Source organism: Georgenia sp. SYP-B2076, from assembly GCF_003991205.1.
GTDB lineage: Bacteria > Actinomycetota > Actinomycetes > Actinomycetales > Actinomycetaceae > Georgenia.
Genome location: NZ_RXOZ01000037.1, coordinates 15,461 through 36,743 on the forward strand (window position 1 = coordinate 15,461; position 21,283 = coordinate 36,743).

18 protein-coding genes are annotated in these 21,283 nt (G+C 73.3%); 9 read left to right on the plus strand and 9 right to left on the minus strand.

Translation table 11 applies throughout. The features are described from left to right. Positions 1–95 precede the first annotated feature (95 nt). Positions 96–1,652, plus strand: a complete 1,557-nt coding sequence (gene lysS / locus EJK16_RS18440; protein WP_127132043.1) for a lysine--tRNA ligase — start codon at positions 96–98, stop codon at positions 1,650–1,652. Between the two features lie 9 nt (positions 1,653–1,661). Here the strand turns inward: lysS and EJK16_RS18445 are convergent, their stop codons facing one another. Beyond that, positions 1,662–2,531, minus strand: coding sequence for a DUF4349 domain-containing protein (locus EJK16_RS18445; protein WP_127132045.1), 870 nt, complete (start codon positions 2,529–2,531; stop codon positions 1,662–1,664). 94 nt (positions 2,532–2,625) lie between these two features. Next, complete coding sequence (locus EJK16_RS18450; protein ID WP_205739846.1) at positions 2,626–3,294, minus strand: uridine kinase; 669 nt, start codon at positions 3,292–3,294, stop codon at positions 2,626–2,628. Between the two features lie 318 nt (positions 3,295–3,612). On the opposite strand from EJK16_RS18450, the gene rhaI reads away from it, so the two are divergent. The 8 genes from rhaI (at position 3,613) to EJK16_RS18490 (ending at position 14,232) form a co-directional block, all read left to right on the plus strand. Beyond that, positions 3,613–4,752, plus strand: coding sequence for an L-rhamnose isomerase (rhaI, locus tag EJK16_RS18455; protein ID WP_127132370.1), 1,140 nt, complete (start codon positions 3,613–3,615; stop codon positions 4,750–4,752). 1 nt (position 4,753) lies between these two features. After that, complete coding sequence (locus tag EJK16_RS18460) at positions 4,754–6,808, plus strand: bifunctional aldolase/short-chain dehydrogenase (RefSeq protein ID WP_127132047.1); 2,055 nt, start codon at positions 4,754–4,756, stop codon at positions 6,806–6,808. Further along, the gene (locus EJK16_RS18465) at positions 6,805–8,298 is read left to right on the plus strand and encodes a rhamnulokinase family protein (RefSeq protein WP_127132049.1); all 1,494 of its coding nucleotides are present in this window, start codon (positions 6,805–6,807) and stop codon (positions 8,296–8,298) included. Before EJK16_RS18460 ends, EJK16_RS18465 begins: the two co-directional genes overlap by 4 nt. 204 nt (positions 8,299–8,502) lie before the next feature. Beyond that, positions 8,503–9,561, plus strand: coding sequence for an autoinducer 2 ABC transporter substrate-binding protein (locus tag EJK16_RS18470; RefSeq protein WP_127132051.1), 1,059 nt, complete (start codon positions 8,503–8,505; stop codon positions 9,559–9,561). 57 nt (positions 9,562–9,618) lie between these two features. Beyond that, a complete protein-coding gene (locus EJK16_RS18475) occupies positions 9,619–11,175 on the plus strand; it encodes a sugar ABC transporter ATP-binding protein (protein ID WP_127132053.1) in 1,557 nt (518 codons plus the stop codon). Further along, positions 11,172–12,176 carry an ABC transporter permease gene (locus EJK16_RS18480; RefSeq protein ID WP_205739847.1) on the plus strand — a complete coding sequence of 335 codons (1,005 nt, stop codon included), beginning with the start codon at positions 11,172–11,174 and terminating at the stop codon, positions 12,174–12,176. Before EJK16_RS18475 ends, EJK16_RS18480 begins: the two co-directional genes overlap by 4 nt. After that, entirely contained in the window at positions 12,176–13,267 is a 1,092-nt protein-coding gene (locus EJK16_RS18485; RefSeq protein ID WP_127132055.1) for an ABC transporter permease, read from the plus strand. The genes EJK16_RS18480 and EJK16_RS18485 overlap by 1 nt, the downstream gene beginning before the upstream one ends. A gap of 110 nt (positions 13,268–13,377) precedes the next feature. Beyond that, positions 13,378–14,232, plus strand: coding sequence for a sugar phosphate isomerase/epimerase (locus EJK16_RS18490; RefSeq protein WP_127132057.1), 855 nt, complete (start codon positions 13,378–13,380; stop codon positions 14,230–14,232). A gap of 34 nt (positions 14,233–14,266) precedes the next feature. Here the strand turns inward: EJK16_RS18490 and EJK16_RS18495 are convergent, their stop codons facing one another. The 7 genes from EJK16_RS18495 to EJK16_RS18525 all read right to left on the minus strand — a co-directional run bounded on the left by EJK16_RS18495 (position 14,267) and on the right by EJK16_RS18525 (position 21,247). Next, positions 14,267–14,674, minus strand: a complete 408-nt coding sequence (locus EJK16_RS18495) for a nuclear transport factor 2 family protein (RefSeq protein ID WP_127132059.1) — start codon at positions 14,672–14,674, stop codon at positions 14,267–14,269. 87 nt (positions 14,675–14,761) lie between these two features. Continuing rightward, entirely contained in the window at positions 14,762–15,409 is a 648-nt protein-coding gene (locus EJK16_RS18500; protein ID WP_127132373.1) for a lactate utilization protein C, read from the minus strand. Beyond that, entirely contained in the window at positions 15,409–16,941 is a 1,533-nt protein-coding gene (locus EJK16_RS18505) for a lactate utilization protein B (protein WP_127132061.1), read from the minus strand. The genes EJK16_RS18500 and EJK16_RS18505 overlap by 1 nt, the downstream gene beginning before the upstream one ends. 14 nt (positions 16,942–16,955) lie before the next feature. Continuing rightward, positions 16,956–17,813 carry a (Fe-S)-binding protein gene (locus tag EJK16_RS18510; protein WP_127132063.1) on the minus strand — a complete coding sequence of 286 codons (858 nt, stop codon included), beginning with the start codon at positions 17,811–17,813 and terminating at the stop codon, positions 16,956–16,958. 26 nt (positions 17,814–17,839) lie between these two features. Next, positions 17,840–18,682: an SMP-30/gluconolactonase/LRE family protein gene (locus tag EJK16_RS18515; RefSeq protein WP_127132065.1), complete on the minus strand. Its 843-nt coding sequence runs from the start codon at positions 18,680–18,682 to the stop codon at positions 17,840–17,842. Between the two features lie 172 nt (positions 18,683–18,854). Next, positions 18,855–20,375, minus strand: a complete 1,521-nt coding sequence (glpK, locus tag EJK16_RS18520; protein ID WP_127132067.1) for a glycerol kinase GlpK — start codon at positions 20,373–20,375, stop codon at positions 18,855–18,857. Between the two features lie 134 nt (positions 20,376–20,509). Then, positions 20,510–21,247 (minus strand): MIP/aquaporin family protein, encoded by a 738-nt coding sequence (locus EJK16_RS18525; protein WP_127132069.1) that lies wholly within the window; start codon positions 21,245–21,247, stop codon positions 20,510–20,512. Positions 21,248–21,283 lie beyond the last annotated feature (36 nt).

Genomic DNA, 21,283 nt, shown 5'->3' on the forward strand with positions numbered 1-21,283 from the left:
GAGGCCGCTCCACGACTGAGCCCGCGGCGTCCGACGCCGCCAACATCACGTTTCCGGCCGTGAGCGGGCGAACCTGGTGCGGCTACCCTTGTCCGGTGACCGAACAGACCACCGACCAGGGCGTGACCACGGACGACGCCGAGCACGACGAGCACGGCCAGGACGCCCCCGAGCAGGTCCGGGTCCGCGCCGAGAAGCGTGCACGGCTGCTCGCCGAGGGCGTGGACCCCTACCCGGTCACGCTGCCGATCACGACGACGATCGCGGCCGTGCGCGCCGCGCACGGCGGGCTCGCCGCGGGCGAGGAGACCGACGTCGCCGTCGGCCTCGCCGGCCGCGTGATGTACCTCCGCAACACCGGCAAGCTCTGCTTCGCCACCCTCCAGGACGGGGCGGGGGAGCGACTCCAGGTCATGCTGTCCAAGGCCGAGGTGGGCGAGGAGTCGCTCGCGGCCTTCAAGGCCGACGTCGACCTCGGCGACCACCTCTTCGTCCACGGCCGTGTCATCGCCTCCCGGCGCGGCGAGCTGAGCATCTTCGCCGACTCCTGGCAGCTCGCCGCCAAGGCGCTGCGCCCGCTGCCCAAGACCTACGAGAACGAGGCGGGTGAGCAGGTCGCGCTCTCCGAGGAGGGGCGGGTGCGCCGCCGCCACCTCGACCTCATCATGCGCCCGGGCGCCCGGGACATGGTCCGCACCCGCGCCGCCGTGGTGAAGTCGTTGCGCCGGTCCCTCGACGAGCGCGAGTTCGTCGAGATCGAGACGCCGATGCTGCAGATCCAGCCCGGTGGCGCCGCCGCCCGGCCGTTCGTCACGCACATGAACGCCTACGACGTCGACCTGTACATGCGCATCGCCCCCGAGCTCTTCCTCAAGCGCGCGGTGGTCGGCGGCGTGGAGAAGGTCTTCGAGATCAACCGGAACTTCCGCAACGAGGGCGCCGACTCCACGCACTCCCCGGAGTTCTCCATGCTCGAGGCGTACGAGGCGTACGGCTCCTACGACACCATGGCCGTGCTTACCCGCGAGATCATCCAGCGCGCGGCGCTGGACGCCTTCGGCTCGACCACCGTGGTCCTCGAGGACGGCGAGGAGTACGACCTCGGCGGCGAGTGGGCGCAGATCGGCCTGTTCGACTCGCTCTCCGGCGCGCTGGGGGAGGAGGTCAGCCCGGCCACGCCGACGGCGACCCTCGTGGCCCACGCCGACCGGCTCGGGATCTCCCTGGCGCCGCACTACACGCCCGGGAAGATCGTCGAGGAGCTCTGGGAGCACCTCGTGGGCGACCACCTCTACGCCCCAACCTTCGTGCGCGACTTCCCCGTGGACACCTCGCCGCTGACCCGCGACCACCGCGCGAAGGACGGCGTCGTGGAGAAGTGGGACCTGTACGTGCGCGGCTTCGAGCTCGCCACCGCCTACTCCGAGCTGGTCGACCCGGTGATCCAGCGCGAGCGCTTCGCCGCCCAGGCGCTGGTCGCCGCGGCCGGCGACCCCGAGGCGATGGTGCTCGACGAGGACTTCCTCGAGGCCATGGAGCAGGGCATGCCCCCGGCCGGCGGCATGGGCATGGGCATCGACCGGCTGCTCATGGCGCTGACGGGCCAGGGCATCCGCGAGACCATCACGTTCCCGCTCGTCAAGCGGCGCTGAGCCCGCCGGTCAGCCGGCGCCGACGTCCTGCGGTTCCCGGGGCGCTGGTTCCGGCTCGACCTTGCGGCGCCGTCGCACCACCGCGAGGACGACGGCGGCGAGGCCCGCGAGGACGAGCAGCCAGGGGAGCAGCACACCGAGGGTCACCAGCACGGCGCTGGCGAAGGAGACGAGCGCGTCCCACCCGGTGGCCAGGCCGCCGAGGAACCCGCCCGGCGCCAGGCTCGGCGAGCGTGCCGTGACCAGCTGGATGCGGAGCGTGGCGAGGTCGACCCGCTCGGCGAGCCCGGCCCGCTCCGCCTTGAGCGCCTCGAGGTCCGACTGCCGCGCGCTCAGGGCGTTCTCGGCCGCGATGAGGTCGGCGCTGGTCGTGGCGCCCGACATGAGGGCCAGCAGGCGGTCCACCGACGTCTGGAGGGCCGTGATCCTGGCGTCGAGGTCCCGGGTCTCGCGGGTGACGTCCTGGGAGCTGATGGTCAGGTCGCGGGCCTCGCCGAGGCTCTCGAGGCGGTCCAGCGTCGCGGTGAGGTCCGCGGACGGGACACGCACGGTCAGCCACGCGGCCGGGTCGATGCCCTCGCCGCCGGCCTGCTCCGAGCGTTCGTCGACCCGGCCGCCGGCGCCCTCGACGATCGCGGCCACGCGGTCGGCGGCGTCACGGGCGTCCGCGACGACGAGCGTCATCGACCCCGTCGAGATGACGTCCCGGGCGCCCTGCCCGCCGCCCTGCGCCCCGCCGCCCTGGTCCCCGACGGCCGGGGCCTCGCCGCCGACCCCCGGCACGGACTCCGCGCCGGAGCTGCCCGTCGGCGCGTCCGTGCAGCTCGTCAGGAGCACCGCGGCGAGCAGCAGCGCGACGACCCACCTCATGGCCCTCATGACCGCACCGTAGGGGCTGGGCGGCGGCCGCGGGCGTTTCGTTGCGAACCCGTGACCTGGCCGGCCCGTCCCGCCCCTGGCGGAGGCGGCCGGCTCAGCGCCGCAGGAGCGCCGCGATGTCCCGCTCGGCCTCGTCGACACGGACCTTGCGCGCGCCCTTGCCCGTGAGGTCGGCGATCATGGCCGGCTCGTTGCGGGCGAGGTTGAGCCCGCGCCGGACCAGCGTCATCGGGGGCTTGCGCGCCTCGCCCAGGTCCCGCATGAGCCGGTACCAGAAGGTCTGCGCGCGGGGGCGCCAGATGCACAGCGCGTCGGCGAGGATGTCCTCCTCGCGGCACGCCTCGACGATCTCCGCCGCGAAGATCCCCTCGGCGATGAACAGCGGCAGGCCGTCCAGGGACAGGTGCGTGGTGCCCGTGCGCCGGTTCGTCGGGATGTCGTAGACCGGCAGGTCGGCGTGGCCGGTGCTGCTGAGCTCGACCAGCGCGGCCATGGCCGCGGCCCGGTCCCAGCACAGCGGGTTGTCCCAGTCCACGATGCCGTAGCGGCGCGGCAGCGACGGGTTCTCGCCGTCGAGGTAGAAGTCGTCCAGCGAGACCACCGGGAGGCCCATGCGCCGGGTCAGCGACGTCTTGCCCGAGCCCGACGGTCCGGTGAGGAGCACCACGCGGGCGGCGGCCCGCCGGGTGCCCGGCGGGAGCTCGAAGAGACCGTCCTGCGCGGTGGCCTCGGCCTCGTTCGTCCCGTCCTGGCCCACGGCCATGCCCCGTCCTCCCTCAGCTCGGCGCCCCTGCTGCCGGAGGCCCTGACAAGGATAGGCCGCGGCGCGAGCGCGGATGCCGGACCTGTGGTCCCGGCGGGCCTTGACGCCGCCGGGGGCGAAACCTAGGGTCCCCATCACGAGCACAGCGGGCAACGGCGCCCGGGCCAGCGCCTGGTCACGCGTACGCCCCTCCTGTGCGGCGGGCACCGGCCCACGCGGTGTCCACGGAGCCGACCGGCACCCAGCACGGCCGCGCACGAGGCGAAGGAGCTCGCGGTGGACGTGACGGAAGCTCTCGGCACCGGGACGGTCCGCAGGATGCTCGCCGAGCAGACCATCGAGGTCCCGTCCTGGGCGTACGGCAACTCCGGCACCCGGTTCAAGGTGTTCTCCCAGTCCGGGGTGCCTCGCGACCCGTACGAGAAGATCGCCGACGCCGCGCAGGTGCACCGGTACACCGGGGCGGCGCCGCGGGTCTCGCTGCACATCCCCTGGGACCGGGTGGGCGACTTCGCGGACCTGCGCCGCCACGCCGAGGACCTCGGCGTCGCGATCGGCGTGATCAACTCCAACGTCTTCCAGGACGACGACTACATGCTCGGCTCGCTGTGCCACCCCGACCCGGCCGTGCGGCGCAAGGCCGTCGCCCACCACCTCGAGTGCCTCGACGTCATGCGCGCCACCGGGTCCGGCGCCCTGAAGATCTGGCTGCCCGACGGGCTGAACTACCCGGGCCAGGACGACCTCCGCGCGCGGCAGGAGCGCCTCGCGGACGCCCTGGCGCAGATCTACGCCGCCCTGGACCCGGACCAGCGGATCCTCCTCGAGTACAAGCTCTTCGAGCCCGCCTTCTACGCCATGGACATCCCGGACTGGGGCACGGCGCTGCTGCACTGCATGGCGCTGGGTGAGCAGGCCGACGTCGTGCTCGACACGGGCCACCACGCCCCCGGCACCAACATCGAGTTCATCGTCGCGCAGCTCCTCCGGGTCGGGCGGCTGGGGGCGTTCGACTTCAACTCCCGCTTCTACGCCGACGACGACCTCATGGTCGGCGCCGCCGACCCGTTCCAGCTGTTCCGGATCATGAACGAGATCGTGGCGGCCGACGCGCTCCGGCCGGGTTCCGGCGTGAACTTCATGCTCGACCAGTGCCACAACATCGAGCCCAAGATCCCGGCCCAGATCAGGTCGGTGATGAACGTCCAGGAGGCCACCGCCAAGGCGCTGCTCGTGGACCGGGCCGCGCTGCACGACGCGCAGCAGGCCGGTGACGTGCTCGGCGCCCACGGCGTGCTCATGGACGCCTACAGCACCGACGTGCGGCCGCTCCTGGCCCAGGTCCGTCTCGACAAGGGCCTCGACCCGGACCCCGTGGCCGCCTTCGCCGCCTCCGGCTACGCGCGGCGGGCGGCCGCCGAGCGGGTCGGTGGCGGGCAGGCCGGCTGGGGGGCGTGACATGACCAGCCCCGTCGTCGCCGACCTCCTGGCCCGGTCCAACCGGCTCGGCGCCGACCCGCGCACCACCAACTACGCCGGCGGCAACACCTCCGCCAAGGGCACCGCGACGGACCCGGTCACGGGCGGGGACGTCGAGCTGGTGTGGGTCAAGGGCTCCGGCGGGGACCTGGGCACCCTCACCGAGCGGGGCCTGGCGGTGCTGCGGCTGGACCGCCTGCGCGCCCTCGTGGACGTCTACCCCGGGCGGGAGCGCGAGGACGAGATGGTGGCCGCGTTCGACTACTGCCTGCACGGCAGGGGCGGCGCCGCCCCGAGCATCGACACCGCCATGCACGCCCTGGTCGACGCCGCCCACGTCGACCACCTGCACCCCGACTCCGGCATCGCCGTCGCCACCGCCGCGGGCGGCGAGTCCCTCACCCGGGAGATCTTCGGCGACCGCGTGGCCTGGGTGCCCTGGCGCCGCCCGGGCTTCCAGCTCGGCCTGGACATCGCCCGGATCAGGCGGGACAACCCGCGCGCCATCGGCTGCGTCCTCGGCGGCCACGGCATCACGGCCTGGGGCGAGACCAGCGACGAGTGCGAGGCCCGGTCCCTCGAGATCATCCGCACCGCCGAGGCGTTCATCGCCGCGCGCACCGAGACGCTGCTCGCGCAGGGCCACCACCCCTTCGGGGCCCGCCGGCCGGGCTACGAGCCCCTCCCGGAGGCGGAACGCCGCGCCAGGGCCGCCGTCCTCGCCCCGGTGATCCGGGGGCTGGTCTCCCGCGACGCCCGCCAGGTCGGCCACTTCACCGACTCCGACGACGTCCTGGAGCTCCTCTCCCGCGAGAAGCTGGCCGCCCTCGCCGGGCTGGGCACCTCCTGCCCGGACCACTTCCTGCGCACCAAGGTCCGGCCCCTTGTTCTGGACCTGCCCGCCGGCGCGCCGCTCGAGGAGGTGGTCGCCCGGCTCGGCGAGCTGCACGAGGCCTACCGCGCCGAGTACCGGGCGTACTACGAGCGCCACGCAGGCCCCGGCACGCCACCCATGCGCGGCGCCGACCCCGCCGTCGTGCTGATCGCGGGCGTCGGCATGTTCTCCTTCGGGAAGGACGAGCAGACCGCGCGGGTCGCCGGCGAGTTCTACGTCAACGCCATCCACGTGATGCGCGGCGCCGAGGCGCTGTCGAGCTACTCGCCCATCGCCGAGGCCGAGAAGTTCCGCATCGAGTACTGGGCCCTGGAGGAGGCCAAGCTTCGCCGGATGCCCCCGCCCCGGCCGCTGGCCACCCGTGTCGCGCTCGTCACCGGCGCCGGCTCCGGCATCGGCCGGGCCATCGCCCGCCGGCTCGCCGAGGAGGGCGCCTGCGTCGCGGTCGCCGACATCAACCTCGAGGCCGCCGAGCGTGTCGCCGCCGAGATCGGCGGCCGGGACGTCGCCGTCGCCGTGCGGGGAGACGTCACGGCCGAGGACGACGTCGCCGCCCTGGTCGCGGCCACGTCCCTCGCGTTCGGCGGCGTGGACCTGGTGGTCAACAACGCCGGGCTCTCGATCTCCAAGCCCCTGCTGGAGACGACGACGGCGGACTGGGACCTCCAGCACGACGTCATGGCCCGCGGGTCGTTCCTCGTCTCCCGCGAGGCCGCGCGCGCGATGGTCGCGCAGGGGCTGGGCGGCGACATCGTCTACATCGCCAGCAAGAACTCCCTCTTCGCGGGGCCCAACAACATCGCCTACTCCGCGGCCAAGGCCGACCAGGCCCACCAGGTCCGCGTCCTCGCCGCCGAGCTCGGCGCGCACGGCATCCGCGTCAACGGCATCAACCCCGACGCCGTCGTGCGCGGCTCCGGGATCTTCGCCGGGGGCTGGGGCGCCCAGCGGGCCGCGGTGTACGGCGTCGAGGAGTCCGAGCTCGGCGCGTACTACGCGGGGCGGACGCTGCTGGGGCGGGAGGTGCTGCCCGAGCACGTGGCCGCGGCGGTCGTCGCCCTCACCGGCCCGGACCTGTCCCAGACGACCGGGCTGCACGTCCCGGTCGACTCCGGCGTGGCCGCCGCATTCCTGCGATGACCACCTTCGTGGCCGTCGACCTCGGCGCGTCCGGCGGCCGGGTCATCCTCGGCGCCGCCGACGGCGACGGCGTCCGGGCCACCGAGCTCAGCCGGTTCCCCAACCGGCCGGTCCTCGTCCCCGGCGCCGGGGGCCCTCGGCTCCACTGGGACGTCCTGGCCCTGTACGCCGAGATCCTCGACGCGCTCGCCGAGGCCCGGCGCCGCAGCGACGACATCGCGGGGATCGCCATCGACTCGTGGGCGGTCGACTTCGGGCTCCTCGACCAAGACGGCGCCCTGCTCGGCAACCCGGTGCACTACCGCGACCCGCGCACGGCGGGCGTGCCCGAGCGCGTCCTCCGGCAGGTTCCCGCGGGCGAGCTCTACGCGGCCACCGGGGTGCAGGTCCAGCCCTTCAACACCGTCTTCCAGCTCGTCGCGGCGGCGCGCACCGCCCAGCTGGGCGCCGCCCGGCGGCTGCTGCTCATCCCCGACCTGCTGGGGTACTGGCTCACCGGCGAGCAGGTCGCCGAGCTGACCAACGCCTCCACCACCGGCCTGCTCGACGTGCGCGCGCGCCGCTGGTCCGAGAGCGTCGGGCAGCGCGTGCGGGACGGGTTCGGGGTCGGCGTCCTCGACCTGCTCCCGCCGCTCGCGGAACCGGGCACCGTCCTCGGACCGCTCCGCGGCGAGGTCGGCCGGGCGGCCGGCGGCCTCCACGCCGCCGTCGTCGCCGTCGGGTCGCACGACACCGCCTCCGCCGTCGTGGCCGTCCCCGCCACCCGCCCCGACTTCGCCTACATCTCCTGCGGCACGTGGTCCCTCGTGGGCCTCGAGCTCGACTCGCCAGTGCTGACCGAGGCGTCGCGGGCCGCCAACTTCACCAACGAGCTCGGCCTCGACGGCACCGTGCGCTACCTGCGCAACGTCATGGGCCTGTGGCTGCTGCAGGAGTGCGTGCGGGCCTGGCAGGAGGACGGGGACGCCGTCGACCTCGCCGCGCTGATCACCGAGGCGGGGCGCGTCACGCCGCTGCGCCGTGTCATCGACGTCGACGACGCCGACCTCCTGGCGCCCGGGGACATGCCGGCCCGACTGGCCCGCGCCGTCGCGCGCACGGGGGCGCCGGCGCCCGGCACGCGCGCCGAGACCGTGCGCTGCATCCTCGACTCCCTCGCCCTGGCCTACCGGCGCGCGGTGCGGCAGGCCGAGGGCCTCGCCGGCCGGCGCGTGGGGGTCGTCCACCTCGTCGGGGGCGGGGTCCGCAACACGCTCCTGTGCCAGCTCGCCGCCGACGCCATCGGGCTGCCGGTGGTGGCCGGGCCGGTCGAGGGGGCCGCCATGGGCAACCTCCTCGTCCAGGCGCGGGCCCTCGGCGCTATCGACGGCGACCTGGCGGCCCTGCGCCGGCGGGTCCTGGCCTCGGCGGAGCTGACCCGCTACGAGCCCGGGGAGGGCGGCGCCGGCCAGGACCGGTGGGACGAGGCGCAGCGGCGGCTGTGGCCATGAGGGGCCCGGTGGTGAGGCGCACGAACGCGGACCCGCGAGTACCTTGGGAGCGTCCGGGTCGTGCGTCGAGCAAGGAGGCTCTCGCGTGGCTGCACCGACCGCGCCTCCTGTGCGCGCCCCCGCTGCCTCCCTCCGCGCGGCCGGAGGGAGGGCGCCACATCCACGAGCAGGTTCGCGCTGACCACCCACAGCAAGGAGAGGACCATGCGTCGATCGCGCAGCAAGGTCGCCGTCGCGGCCACCGCGCTCGCACTCGCCCTGTCGGTTTCCGCGTGCACACAGCGCGACACCGGCGGGGGAACCGGTGGACAAACCTCGAGCGGGGCCGCGGCCACCGGCAGCGGCGGCGGTAAGGTCACCGTCGCCTTCGTCCCGAAGATCCAGGGCATCCCGTACTTCGAGGCGATGAACACCGGCGGCAAGAAGGCCGCCGAGGACATCGACGGGCTCACGTGGCTCTACCAGGGCCCCACGACGGCCGACCCGGCCGCCCAGACGGACATCGTCCGGTCGCTGATCCAGCAGAAGGCCGACGTCATCGTCGTCGCCCCGAACGACCCCGACTCCATGGCACCCGTTCTCGAGGAGGCGAAGAGCGCCGGCCTGCACGTGGCGACGTCGGACACCGACGCGCCGAACTCCGTGCGCGAGGTGTTCGTGAGCCAGGCCTCCCCGGACGGCATCGGGGACTACGTCGTCGACACGCTCGTCAAGGCGATGGGCGGGTCCGGCAAGTACGCCATCGTCTCGTGCGGGGAGACGGCGCAGAACCTCAACACGTGGATCAAGGTCGAGCAGGACTACACGGCCTCGAAGTACCCGGACGTGCAGATCGTCGACGTCGTGTATGCGGGCGAGGACCAGGCCAAGGCCACCGAGATGGCGACCGACCTCATGAACGCCCACCCGGACCTCACCGGCCTGGTGGGCCAGTGCACCACCTCCGCACCCGGGGTGGCGCAGGCCGTCCGCGACGCCGGACGCATCGGCAAGGTGTTCACCGTCGGCGTCGGCACGCCCAAGTCGATGGCCCCCTACCTCAAGGACGGCTCGTCGTCCGGGTCGATCCTCTGGGACGTCGAGGCCCTGGGCTACCTCACCGCGTGGGCCGGGGTCCAGCTCGCGGGGGGCAAGGAGTTCCAGGCCGAGAACGACGTCAGCGACACCATCAAGGGCGTGAAGTACGACGCCGCCACCAAGGAGCTGCTCCTCGGGCCGCCCCTGGTGCTGACCCAGGAGAACGTGGGCAAGTACAACTACTGACCCGGCTCCCCGCCCGTCCCACGGGCGGGCGGGGACGCCCACAGCGAGGGGGCCGGCATGACGACGTCGGGCGCCACGTCCGCCGCCGGGGCGCGGCTGTCGCTCACCGGCATCACGAAGCGGTTCGGTGGTGTGCGGGCCATCCGGCACGCCGACCTGCGGGTGATGCCGGGCGAGGTCCACGCCCTGGTGGGGGAGAACGGTGCGGGCAAGTCGACGCTCATCAAGATCCTCTCCGGCGCCGAGTCCCTGGACGCCGGGCAGATCGAGTTCGCGGGCCGGCCGGTCGATATCAGGACGGCCGGCGACGCCATCCGCCTCGGCGTGGCGACGGTCTACCAGGAGGCGCAGCTCTTCCCCGACCTGACGGTCGCGGAGAACATCTTCCTCGGCAGGGAGATCCGCACGGGCGGCCGGATCGACTGGGCCGCGCAGAACGAGCATGTCGTGCGGCTGCTGGACCGGCTCTCCCTGCCGGCCTGGTACGCCACGCGGCTGGTGGGCACCCTCTCGGCGGCGCACCAGCAGCAGGTCTCCATCGCCAAGGCCCTCTCCCAGGACGCCGAGGTCCTGATCCTGGACGAGCCGTCCGCGATCCTCACGGACGCCGAGATCGAGGTCCTGTTCTCGGCGATCCGGCGGCTGACCGCGGCGGGGGTCTCCATCATCTACATCACCCACCGCCTCGACGAGCTGTTCGTCATCGCCGACGTGGTGACGGTCATGCGCGACGGCAGCACGCTGGGGACCTTCCCCGTGGGGGACCTCGACGTGCGGCGCGTCGCGCAGATGATGGTCGGCGGCGAGATCACCGAGGTTGCCCGCTCGCGCGTCGCCGCCGACGCCGAGCCGCGCCTCGTGCTCCACGGGCTCAGCTCCGAGGGGTCCTTCCACGACGTCGACCTCACCGTCCGCGCCGGCGAGGTGGTGGGCCTGTACGGCCTCGTCGGCTCCGGGGTGGCCGAGATCGCCTCTGCCATCTACGGCATGGAACGCGTCACCGCGGGCACCATCTGGTTGGACGGCCGGACCGTCACCCCCCGCTCGCCCCGCCACGCCCACGACCTGGGCATCGCCCTGCTCCCCGCGAACCGGAAGCGGGAGGGGTTGTTCGGCTTCCAGTCGGTGGCCTTCAACATCTCCGTCGGGCACCTGTCGCTCTTCAAGAAGGCGGGCGCCTGGATGGATCGTCAGCGCGAGCGGACGGTGGCCCGGAGCATGATCGGGCGGCTCGCCATCAAGACCCCGGACGAGTCGGTCGCCGTCGCCAACCTCTCCGGCGGGAACGCCCAGAAGGTGGTCCTGGCCCGTCAGCTCGTCGAGCGCCCCGGCCTGCTCCTCCTCGCCGAGCCCACGCAGGGGGTCGACATCGGGGCCAAGGAGGAGATCCACCGGATCATCGAGGAGCTCGCGCAGGAGGGCACCGCCGTGCTGGTCGCGACGTCGGACCTGTCCGAGGCGACACGGATCGCGGACCGCCTCGTCGTCATCCGGAACGGGACGCCGTTCGCCGAGTTCGCGCCGGGCGCCGACCACGCCGACGTCCTCGCCGCCGCCGCCGGCCACCGCGAGGACTCCGAGCTCGCCCCGCAGCGCCTGGAGGAGCGGCCGTGAGCGCCCCCGCGACGACGAGCCCGGCCGCGCGGCGCACCGGCCGGGTCATCGCGCCGCCCGTGACGGGCCAGGAGGTCGTCCTCCTCGGCGTCATCGCCGTCACGTGGGTGCTGCTCTGGGCGTTCACGCCGGCGTTCCTCACGTCCGAGTCGATCCAGCCGCTGCTCGTCCGCCTCGCCCCCACCGGGATCATGGCCGTCGGGATGACCTTCATCATCATCACCGGGGGCATCGACATCTCGGTCGCCGCGACGCTCATGGTGTGCGCCGTGGTCACCGCCAAGCTGCTGGCCACCGCGGGGCTGGCGTTCGTGCCCGCGCTGGTCGTCGCCCTCGTGCTCGGCGGCGTGCTCGGCGCCGTCAACGGCGTGCTCATCGCCTACGGGAGGGTGCCCGCCATCATCATCACGTTCGGCACCGCCAACCTGTTCCAGTTCGTCGGCCTGCGGATCTTCAACTCCCAGACCGTCAACGGCATCCCCGGAACCTTCGCCACGTTCGGGCGGGGGGAGGCAGGCCGCACCTTCGGCGTCCCGCACAGCTTCGTCATCATGGTGCTGATCGTCGCGGCCGCCTGGTGGTACCTGCGCCACTTCGCCGGCGGCCGGCACTTCTTCGCCATCGGCGGCGACGCGCACGCGGCGGAGCTCGCCGGCGTCAACGTCCGGCGACGGACCTTCCTCGCCTACACGGTCACCGGCGTGCTGGTCGGGCTGGCGGCCTGCTTCACCCTCGCCGGGGGCACGTCGAGCCTGGACCAGAACGTCGGCCGCGGGCAGGAGCTCGCCGTGATCGCCGCCGTCGTCATCGGGGGCACGTCGATCCTGGGCGGTCGCGGGTCGGTGCTGGGCAGCGTCCTCGGTGCGCTGCTCGTCCAGACGGTGGCGTCCGGCGTCACGCAGATCGGATGGCCGAGCCAGCTGTCGAACCTCTTCGTCGGCCTGTTCATCATCGTCGCCGTCGGCGCCGACCTGGTCCGCGAGCGACGGAGGCGGACCTGATGGCGGCGACGGCCCAGGCCCCGACCGGGACCCCCACGGCCGGCGGGGAGCGCGAGTCCGTCCGCGCGCGGCTGCTGCGCGCGGTCCTGACCCAGCGGATCGTGCTGCTCGCGATCCTCGTCGTGGTGGTCGTCGTGGTGATGATGACCCTCGACCGGCTCGGGTACCTCTCGGCCTCGTACAACTCCGACTACATGGCCGCGGCGCTGATCAACGCCGTCCCCCTCATGATGCTCGCGCTCGCGGAGCTCATCGTCATCGTCTCCGGGCGGGGCGGCATCGACCTGTCCGTGGGGGCCAACGTGTCCCTGACGGGGATGGTCTTCGGCTTCGCGTACGGGTTGTGGGGCTGGCCGCTGGCGGTGTCCGTCGCCGCGGCGATCCTGTTCGGGGCCCTCCTCGGCCTGGTCAACGGCGTGCTGGTGGCCTCCCTGGGCTTCCCGCCGCTCATCGCCACCCTGGCGACGTACTACGCCTATCTCTCCCTCGCGCTGGTCATCAACGGCCAGAAGCCCGTCAACACCACGCCGATCCAGGGCCTGTACGGGGCCTCCCGCGCCGTCGAGCTGCCCCTGGTGGGGCAGTACCTGCCCCTCGTCCCCGCGGGGGTGTTCCTGTTCCTGCTGCCGACCATCGTGATCGTCTGGCTCCTCATGGGCCGCTCGACGTACGGCCGCAAGGTCTACGCCATCGGGACCAACGACACCGCCGGGCGGTGGGCCGGACTGGACGTCGCCCGCAGCAGGATGCTCGCGTACGTCGCGGCCGGCGCGATCTCCGGCCTCGTCGCCGTGGTCACCGTCTCCCAGTTCGCCTCCGCCCGCCCCGACGCCGGCACCTCCGGCAACGGGATGGCCCTGCCGGCCATCACCATCGCCGTGCTCGGCGGGGTGGCCATCACCGGCGGGCTCGGCCGCGTGCTCGGCGTGTTCCTGGCGGCCCTGCTCATCGTGTGGCTCAACGCGGGCATCCTGCTGGCCTTCGCCGGCAACCTCAGCTCGCAGATCCAGCTCCTCGCGCTCGGCGTCATCCTCATCGCGGCCGCGCTGCTCAACGGCATGGCGACGCGGCGGTACGGGGGGACACGCTAGCGCGGTCGCCCGGCACCGCGCCGCAGCCCACCCGCCGCCTTGGCGCCGCGCCCCGCGCCACAGTTCGCCGCCCGTCGTGGCGCCCCCACCGTCCAGAGGAAGGCAGAACGATGAAGTTCGGTATCCACAGCATGGTCTGGGTGGGCGACTGGTCCCCCGAGCACGCGCGCCACGCCATCGCCTCGACCGCGGAGGCCGGCTACGACCTCATCGAGCTGGCGGCGATCGACCCCGCGGACTTCGACGTCGACCTGACGGCGAAGCTGCTCGCCGAGCACGGGATCGCGGCGACGGCGTCCCTGGGCCTGGACGCCGCCACGGACGTCTCGAGCGAGGACCCGGAGGTCGTGGCGGCGGGCCGGGCGCGCCTGCGCGACGCGCTCGCCCTGGTCCGCGACACCGGCGGCACCCACCTGTGCGGCGTCATCTACTCCGCGCTGCGCAAGTACGACCGGCCGGTCACCGAGAGGGGGCTGGCGAACTCCCACGAGACGATCGCCGCGCTCGCCGACGAGGCGGCCGCGTCGGACATCACCATCGCGCTGGAGTTCTGCAACCGCTACGAGACGAACGTGCTCAACACGACGGCGCAGACGCTCGAGTTCATCGAGGCCGTCGGCCGGCCCAACGTGATGGCGCACCTCGACACCTATCACATGAACATCGAGGAGGTCAGCATGAGCGAGCCGGTGCTGGCCGCCGCCGCGGCCGGGCGGCTCGGGTACGTACACATCGGGGAGTCGCACCGCGGGGCGCCGGGGACCGGGTCGATCCTGTGGGACGACTTCTTCGGCGCGCTCGCGAGCTCCGGGTACGACGGCGTCGTCACGTTCGAGTCGTTCTCCTCCGCGGTCGTCCACCCGTCGTTCTCGAACACGCTGGCGATCTGGCGCAACCTGTGGACGGACAACAGGAAGCTGGCCACCGGGGCGCTCACGTTCATGAGGTCCCACCTCCGGGGGTAGTGCGCCGCCGGTCGTGCGCCGCCGGCCGGTGGGCTCAGGCCTCGGGAGGCACGTCCTCGGGCGAGGCGTACGCGGTCATCTCCACGACCTGCCCGTCCACGAACCGGAAGACGTCCACGGCCAGGGCCTCGTGCGGCGTGCCGTCGACGAGCCGGCCGCGCACCCGGTGCACCGCCCTCACCTCAGCGCCGCGGCGCGTCACGGTAGGCCGCGACTCGAGCTCGCCCCACATGTTACGGGAGGCGCGCAGGTAGGCGGCGACCTGCGCCACGCCCACGCGCCGACCGCCGCCCGGGAACTCCTCCGGCTCCGTCCAGACCACCCGCGGGTGCAGGTCACGGACGGCGGCGTCGATGTCCCCGCGCTCGAACGCGCGGTACGCGGCCAGGACGCGCCGCACGTCCGGGTCGAGGTGCCGCGCGCCGTCATCCTGGGACGCCATGGCACGACGGTAGCGGCGACCCGGCGCCGTCGCGCCGGGTCGGGCGGCGGGCCATCGTCGGGCGGCGCGGTGCGGGCGGCGGGGGTCTCACCGCACCACGACGACGTCGAGGCGGCGGGGGCCGTGGACGCCCTCGACGCGCACGAGCTCGATGTCGCTGGTGGCGCTGGGGCCGGCGATCCAGGTCATGGGCCGCTCGGGGTGGCGGCCGAGGACGGCCACGGCCTCCGGGACGGTGGCGACGACCTGGTCGCGGCGCACGACGCAGACGTGGTGGTCCGGGACGAGGCTGATCGCGCGGCGACCCTGGTCCGCCTCGGCGTCGAGGACGATGGTGCCCGTCTCGGCGACGGCGACGCGGGCGGCGGTGAGCACCGCGCCGACCTCGTCGAGCGCCGCCGGGCTGAGCGGCGCCTCGCGCGTGTCGGTGCGGATCACGGTGCCGGCGTCGGCCAGCGGGCGCGCCCACGCCGTCGGCAGCCCGGGTGGGACGACGATTGAGCCCGCGAGGCGGAGCAGGCCGGCCAGCACCGCGGGCAGGGACGCCTCGTCGCACGCGTGCGCGTCAGCCTTGTAGTCCAGCAGCCGGTCGGTCAGCAGCGCGAGCGCGGCGTCGGAGCCCGGCGCGACGTCAGAGGTCGCCCGGTACGACCGCGGCACCGGGGGAGCGGGCGCGGTCTGGGAGCGGCCCAGCGCGTCGCGGACCCGGGCGAGGATCGCCTCACGTGCCTCCATCACGGGGCCACGTCCCCGCCCGAGCTCCCGGTCGTCCCGCGGGCGGCCTCCTCCTGGTGGCGGGCCCACCACGTGCGGAAGGACTCCCGGGGCGGGGCCGGCAGGTCGCGCACCCCGGTCCACAGCGACGCGGGGAAGGGCAGGGCCCCGATGCGTTCCTCGCGGGCGAGGACGCGGCCGGCCCGCGCCGCGTTCGCGGCGGCGGCGAAGCGCGGGCCCGAGGACATCACGACCGCGGCGGCGTCCATGCCCACCTCCCAGGCGGTGGGCAGCGGGCGGCGCTCGGCGGCGGTGTTGACCCGGTTGCGCAGGTGGACCAGCACGGTGGGGATGTCGATCTTTACGGGGCACGCCTCGTAGCACGCCCCGCACAGCGAGGACGCGAACGGCAGCGACGCGGTGGGGTCGTGACTTCCCGCGGGGCCGGGACCGGCGCCGGTGCCCAGGAGCTGCGGGGTGAGGATCGCGCCGATCGGGCCGGGGTAGACGGAGCCGTAGGCATGGCCGCCGGTGCGCTCGTAGACGGGGCAGACGTTCATGCACGCCGAGCAGCGGATGCAGTGCAGGGCCTGCCGGCCCACGTCGTCGGCCAGGGCCTTGGTGCGGCCGTTGTCCAGGAGCACGAGGTGGAACTCCTGGGGGCCGTCACCGGGCGTGACCCCGGTCCACATGGTCGTGTACGGGTTCATCCGCTCGCCGGTGGACGAGCGCGGCAGGAGCTGGGCGAAGACCTCGAGGTCACGGAAGGCGGGGACGACCTTCTCGATGCCCATGACCGTGATCAGGGTGCTCGGCAGCGTCAGGCACATCCGCCCGTTGCCCTCGGACTCGAACACCGAGATGGTGCCCGTCTCGGCGACCGCCATGTTCGCGCCCGAGACCGCGACCCTGGCGGTGAGGAACTTCGCCCGCAGGTGGGCCCGGGCGGCCATGGCCAGCTCGTGGGGGTCGTCGCCCAGACCGGCCGGGGCGTCCGCCATGCCGCGGGCGAAGATCTCACGGATCTCGCCGCGGTTGCGGTGGATCGCCGGGACGAGGATGTGGGAGGGCATGTCACCGGCGAGCTGGACGATCAGCTCGGCGAGGTCCGTCTCGGTGGCCGTGATGCCCGCCGCGGCGAGGTGCTCGTTCAGCCCGATCTCCTGGGTGGCCATGGACTTGACCTTGACCACCTCGCGCTCCCCGGTGGCCCGGACCAGATCCGTGACGATGCGGTTGGCCTCGGCGGCGTCGCGGGCCCAGTGCACCGTGCCACCGCGGGCGGTCACGTTCTCCTCAAGCTGGAGCAGCAGCGCGGGCAGGTTCGACATCGCCTCGTGCTTGATCGCCGCCCCGGCGTCCCGCAGCGCCTCCCAGTCCTCCAGCTCGGCGGTGACCCGCAGGCGCTTGTCCCGGATCGTGTGGGTGGCCCGGCCCAGGTTCGCCCGCATCTGGGCGTTGCCCAGGGTCTCGTGCGCCGCCTCGGGGAACGTCGGGCCCCACCGCAGCGGGTCGGCCGGCGTGACGGGCGGCTCGGGCGTGACGCGGGGCATGCCGAGGAACGTGCTCACCGCGCGGCCCCCGCCCGGTCCGCGGCCGCGGTGCCCGGTGGCTCCGGCGCCACCCCGGCGGGCGGCGTGCCGGCGCGGTCCACGGCGAGCATGGTCGGGGTCCACGGCTCCTCCCTGGTGCTCGCGAGGATCTCCGCGAGGTGGGCGGCGTGGACGCCGGTGCGCTCGCGGGAGAGGTGGCCCGCCATGTTCATCAGGCACGAGTAGTCCCCGGCGGTGACGACCCGGGCCCCGGTGGCCACGATGTTGCGGGTCTTGGTCGTGACCATCGCGGCGGAGGTCTCGGCGTTCTTGAGGGAGAACGTCCCGCCGAACCCGCAGCACGACTCCGCCTCGGGCAGGTCGACCAGGTCGATGCCGCCCACGGCCCGCAGCAGCCGCACGGGCTTGTCGCCCACCCGGAGCAGCCGCAGCGAGTGGCACGTGGGGTGGTAGGTGACCCGGTGCGGGAACCAGGCGCCGACGTCGGTGACGCCCAGGACGTCCACGAGCAGCTCGGAGAGCTCGTACGTCCGGGCCGCGACCGCCGCGGCGTCCCGGGCCAGGCGGGCGTCGCCCTCCCGGGTCGCCACCATCGCCTGCTGGTGGCGGACGGAGCCCACGCAGGAGCCCGAGGGGGCCACGACCGCGTCCCACTCCCCGTCCAGCACCGGCGCGAAGGCCGCGACGTGGTTGCGGATCACCGGCACCGCCTGCCGGTAGTAGCCGGTGTTGACGTGCATCTGGCCGCAGCACGCCTGCCCGGGAGGGAAGGCGACCTCGTGGCCCAGGCGCTCCAGCAGCCGCACCGTCGCCGCCGGCGCCTGCGGGAACATCGCCTCCGCGATGCAGGTGGCAAAGATCGCGATCCGCACGTCGGCCTCCTCGGTCTACTGGTGCGTCAGCCCCCGTAGGGCAGGACGGGCTTGCCGGGCACGTCCACCCGCATCCGGAAGACGGCGCCGGCGCCCGGCTCCGGGTCCTCGAGCTTCTCGCGCGACGTGGTGATGTACAGGTCGCGCAGGTCGGGGCCGCCGAGCGTGCACGCCGTGACCAGGCGCAGCGGGAGGTCGACCTCGGTGAGGACCTCGGCGTCTGGGGAGTAGCAGCGCACCTTCCCGACCCGGTTCAGCGCGACCCACACGTTGCCCGCGGAGTCGACGGTCAGGCCATCCGGGCGGCCGCCGTCGCCGTGGTGGAAGAGGCGGCGGCCCGTGAGCTCGCCGTCGACGACGTCGAAGACGTCCGTGCCACCGGTCTGGGTGTCGTTGTAGTAGGCGCGTGTGCCGTCGGGGGAGAAGTCGATGCCGTTGGAGGTGGTCACCTCCGGCACGACCACGGAGACCGCGCCGGCGGGCGTGACGCGGTACAGCGACGCGGCCCCTGGGGCCTTGTTGTACGGCATCGAGCCCGCGTAGAGGTTGCCGGCGGGGTCGCAGCCGCCCTCGTTCATGCGGATGCCGGTGTCGGACCACATCTCCGGCAGGGGCGTGGGGGCCTCGTCGGGGCCCTCTGCCAGGCCCAGCCCCCGCTCCAGGCCGACGACGTAGCCCCCGGAGGCGCGCGGGCGGACGAACGCGGCGATGTTGCCCACGTGCAACCGGTCCACCGAGCCGCCCGGGCGCAGGGTCAGCAGGTCCCCGGCGAGCATGTCGACCCAGCGCAGGCCGCCCCACGTCTCGGACCACACCGGCCCTTCGCCGTGGTAGCACAGGGGGTCGGTGATCTGCTCGGGGCTGCTCATGGTCCCAGTGTGCCAACGACCACCGACACGCGCGTGAGGTGGGCGCCCCGGCGGGCCGCGGTGGGCGCGCAGCGGGAGGCGCGCAGCGGGAGGCGCGCAGCGGGAGGCGCGCCGGCGCCGGACGCGCGGCGACGGGCACACCGAGGCGCCCGTCGCCGACGCGGTCCCGGCCCTACCGCACGTCCTCGTCGACCCAGTCGAAGGTCCGCGTCACGGCCTTCTTCCACAGGCGGTAGGTGCGCTCGCGGTCGGCCTCGTCCATCTGGGGCGTCCATCGCTTGTCCTCGGCCCAGTTGTCGATGACGTCCTGCTCGCCGTCCCAGAAGCCGACGGCGATGCCGGCCGCGTAGGCCGCGCCGAGCGCCGTCGTCTCGGCCACCTTCGGGCGGACCACGTCGACGCCGAGGATGTCGGCCTGGAACTGCATGAGGGTCTCGTTGGCGATCATGCCGCCGTCGACCTTGAGCTCGGTGAGGGCGACGCCGGAGTCCGCGGTCATGGCGTCGTTGACCTCGCGGGTCTGGAAGGCCGTGGCCTCCAGCACCGCGCGGGCGATGTGGCCCTTGGTGACGTAGCGCGTCAGGCCCACCAGGGCGCCGCGCGCGTCGGACCTCCAGTACGGGGCGAACAGGCCAGAGAACGCCGGGACGAAGTAGGCGCCGCCGTTGTCCTCGACCGTCTTGGCCAGCTCCTCGATCTCGGGGGCGGACTTGATGATCCCGAGGTTGTCACGCAGCCACTGCACCAGGGAGCCGGTCACGGCGATCGAGCCCTCGAGGGCGTAGACGGCCTTGGCGTCGCCGATCTTGTACGCGACGGTGGTGAGCAGGCCGTTCTTGGACTCGACCGGCTCGTTGCCGGTGTTGAGCAGCATGAAGTTGCCGGTGCCGTAGGTGTTCTTGGCCATGCCGACCTCGAAGCAGGCCTGGCCGAACGTCGCCGCCTGCTGGTCCCCGAGGATGCCCGCGATCGGGATGCCCGGCACGAACCCGCCCGTGCGGCCCTCGCCGTAGACCTCGGAGGAGGACCGGATCTCGGGGAGCATGGACATCGGGATGCCCATGTCCTTCGCGATCTCCTCGTCCCAGCTGAGGGTCGCGAGGTCCATGAGCATGGTGCGCGAGGCGTTCGTGACGTCGGTGACGTGCACGCCGCCGTCCGGGCCGCCGGTCATGTTCCAGAGCACCCAAGAGTCGGTGTTCCCGAAGAGCAGGTCGCCCGCTTCGGCCTTCTCCCGCGCGCCGTCGACGTTGTCGAGGATCCACTTGACCTTGGGGCCGGAGAAGTAGGTGGCCAGCGGCAGGCCGACCCGCGACTTGTACTTGTCCTGCCCGTCGGCGCCGCCGAGCTCCTCGACGATCTTCGCGGTGCGGGTGTCCTGCCAGACGATGGCGTTGTAGACGGGCTTGCCGGTGGTCTTGTCCCAGACCACCGTCGTCTCGCGCTGGTTGGTGATGCCGACGGCGACGATGTCGCGGTGGGTGAGGTTGGCGCGGGTCAGCGCCAGGCCGACGACCTCGCGGACGTTCGTCCAGATCTCCTCCGGGTCGTGCTCGACCCAGCCGGCCCGGGGGAAGATCTGCTCGTGCTCGAGCTGGCCCGTCTGCACGATCTGCCCGGAGTGGTCGAAGATGATCGAGCGCGAGCTCGTGGTGCCCTGGTCGATCGCGAGGACGTACTTCTGGTCAGCCATGGTGGTCCTTTCACATCGTTGTGGGTCGGGCACCCTCGGGTGACCGAAGAGCTGTCAGTGGGTGGAGCAGGCGCGCGCCGGTCGGCCGCGGCCTCCGGCGCGCCGCGGAGGAGGGCCGGTCAGGGGGCGGACGGTCAGAGGACGGCCGCGCCGAGCAGGCCCGCGATGACACCGCCGACGATGGGGCCGAGGATCGGGACCCAGGAGTACCCCCAGTCGCTGCTGCCCTTGCCCGGGATGGGCAGGACGGCGTGGGCGAGGCGGGGGCCGAGGTCACGGGCCGGGTTGATGGCGTACCCGGTCGGGCCGCCGAGGCTCAGGCCGATGCCGACGACGAGCAGGGCGACGGCGAGGGGCCCCAGGCCGCTGGGTGACCTGCCGAACATGATGATGACGAACACGAGGACGAAGGTGCCGATGACCTCCGTGATGAAGTTCCACCCGTAGGAGCGGATCGCCGGGCCGGTGGAGAACACCGCCAGCTTCGTGCCGGGGTCTGCCTCCTCGTCGAAGTGCTTCTTGTGCGCCGCCCACGCCAGGATGGCACCGATGAACGCCCCGACCAGCTCGCCCGCGAGATAGGTGAGCACGTTGCCGCCGGTGCCCGGGACCGCGTTGTGGGTGTCGGTCGCCCCCACCATGTCCGAACCGTTGGCGAGCAGGCCCAGCGTCACGGCCGGGTTCAGGTGCGCGCCCGACTTGAAGGCGACGTAGACGCCGGCGAAGACGGCGAGGCCCCACCCGAACGTGATGACGATCCAGCCGCTGTTGAAACCTTTGGTCCTGGGCAGGACCACGTTGGCGACGACGCCGCAACCCAGCAGGGTCAGCATCGCCGTGCCCATCACTTCCGAGAAAAAGATGTCGGACATCGAGAGGTCCACTGTGCACTCACTTTCTGGCGACGT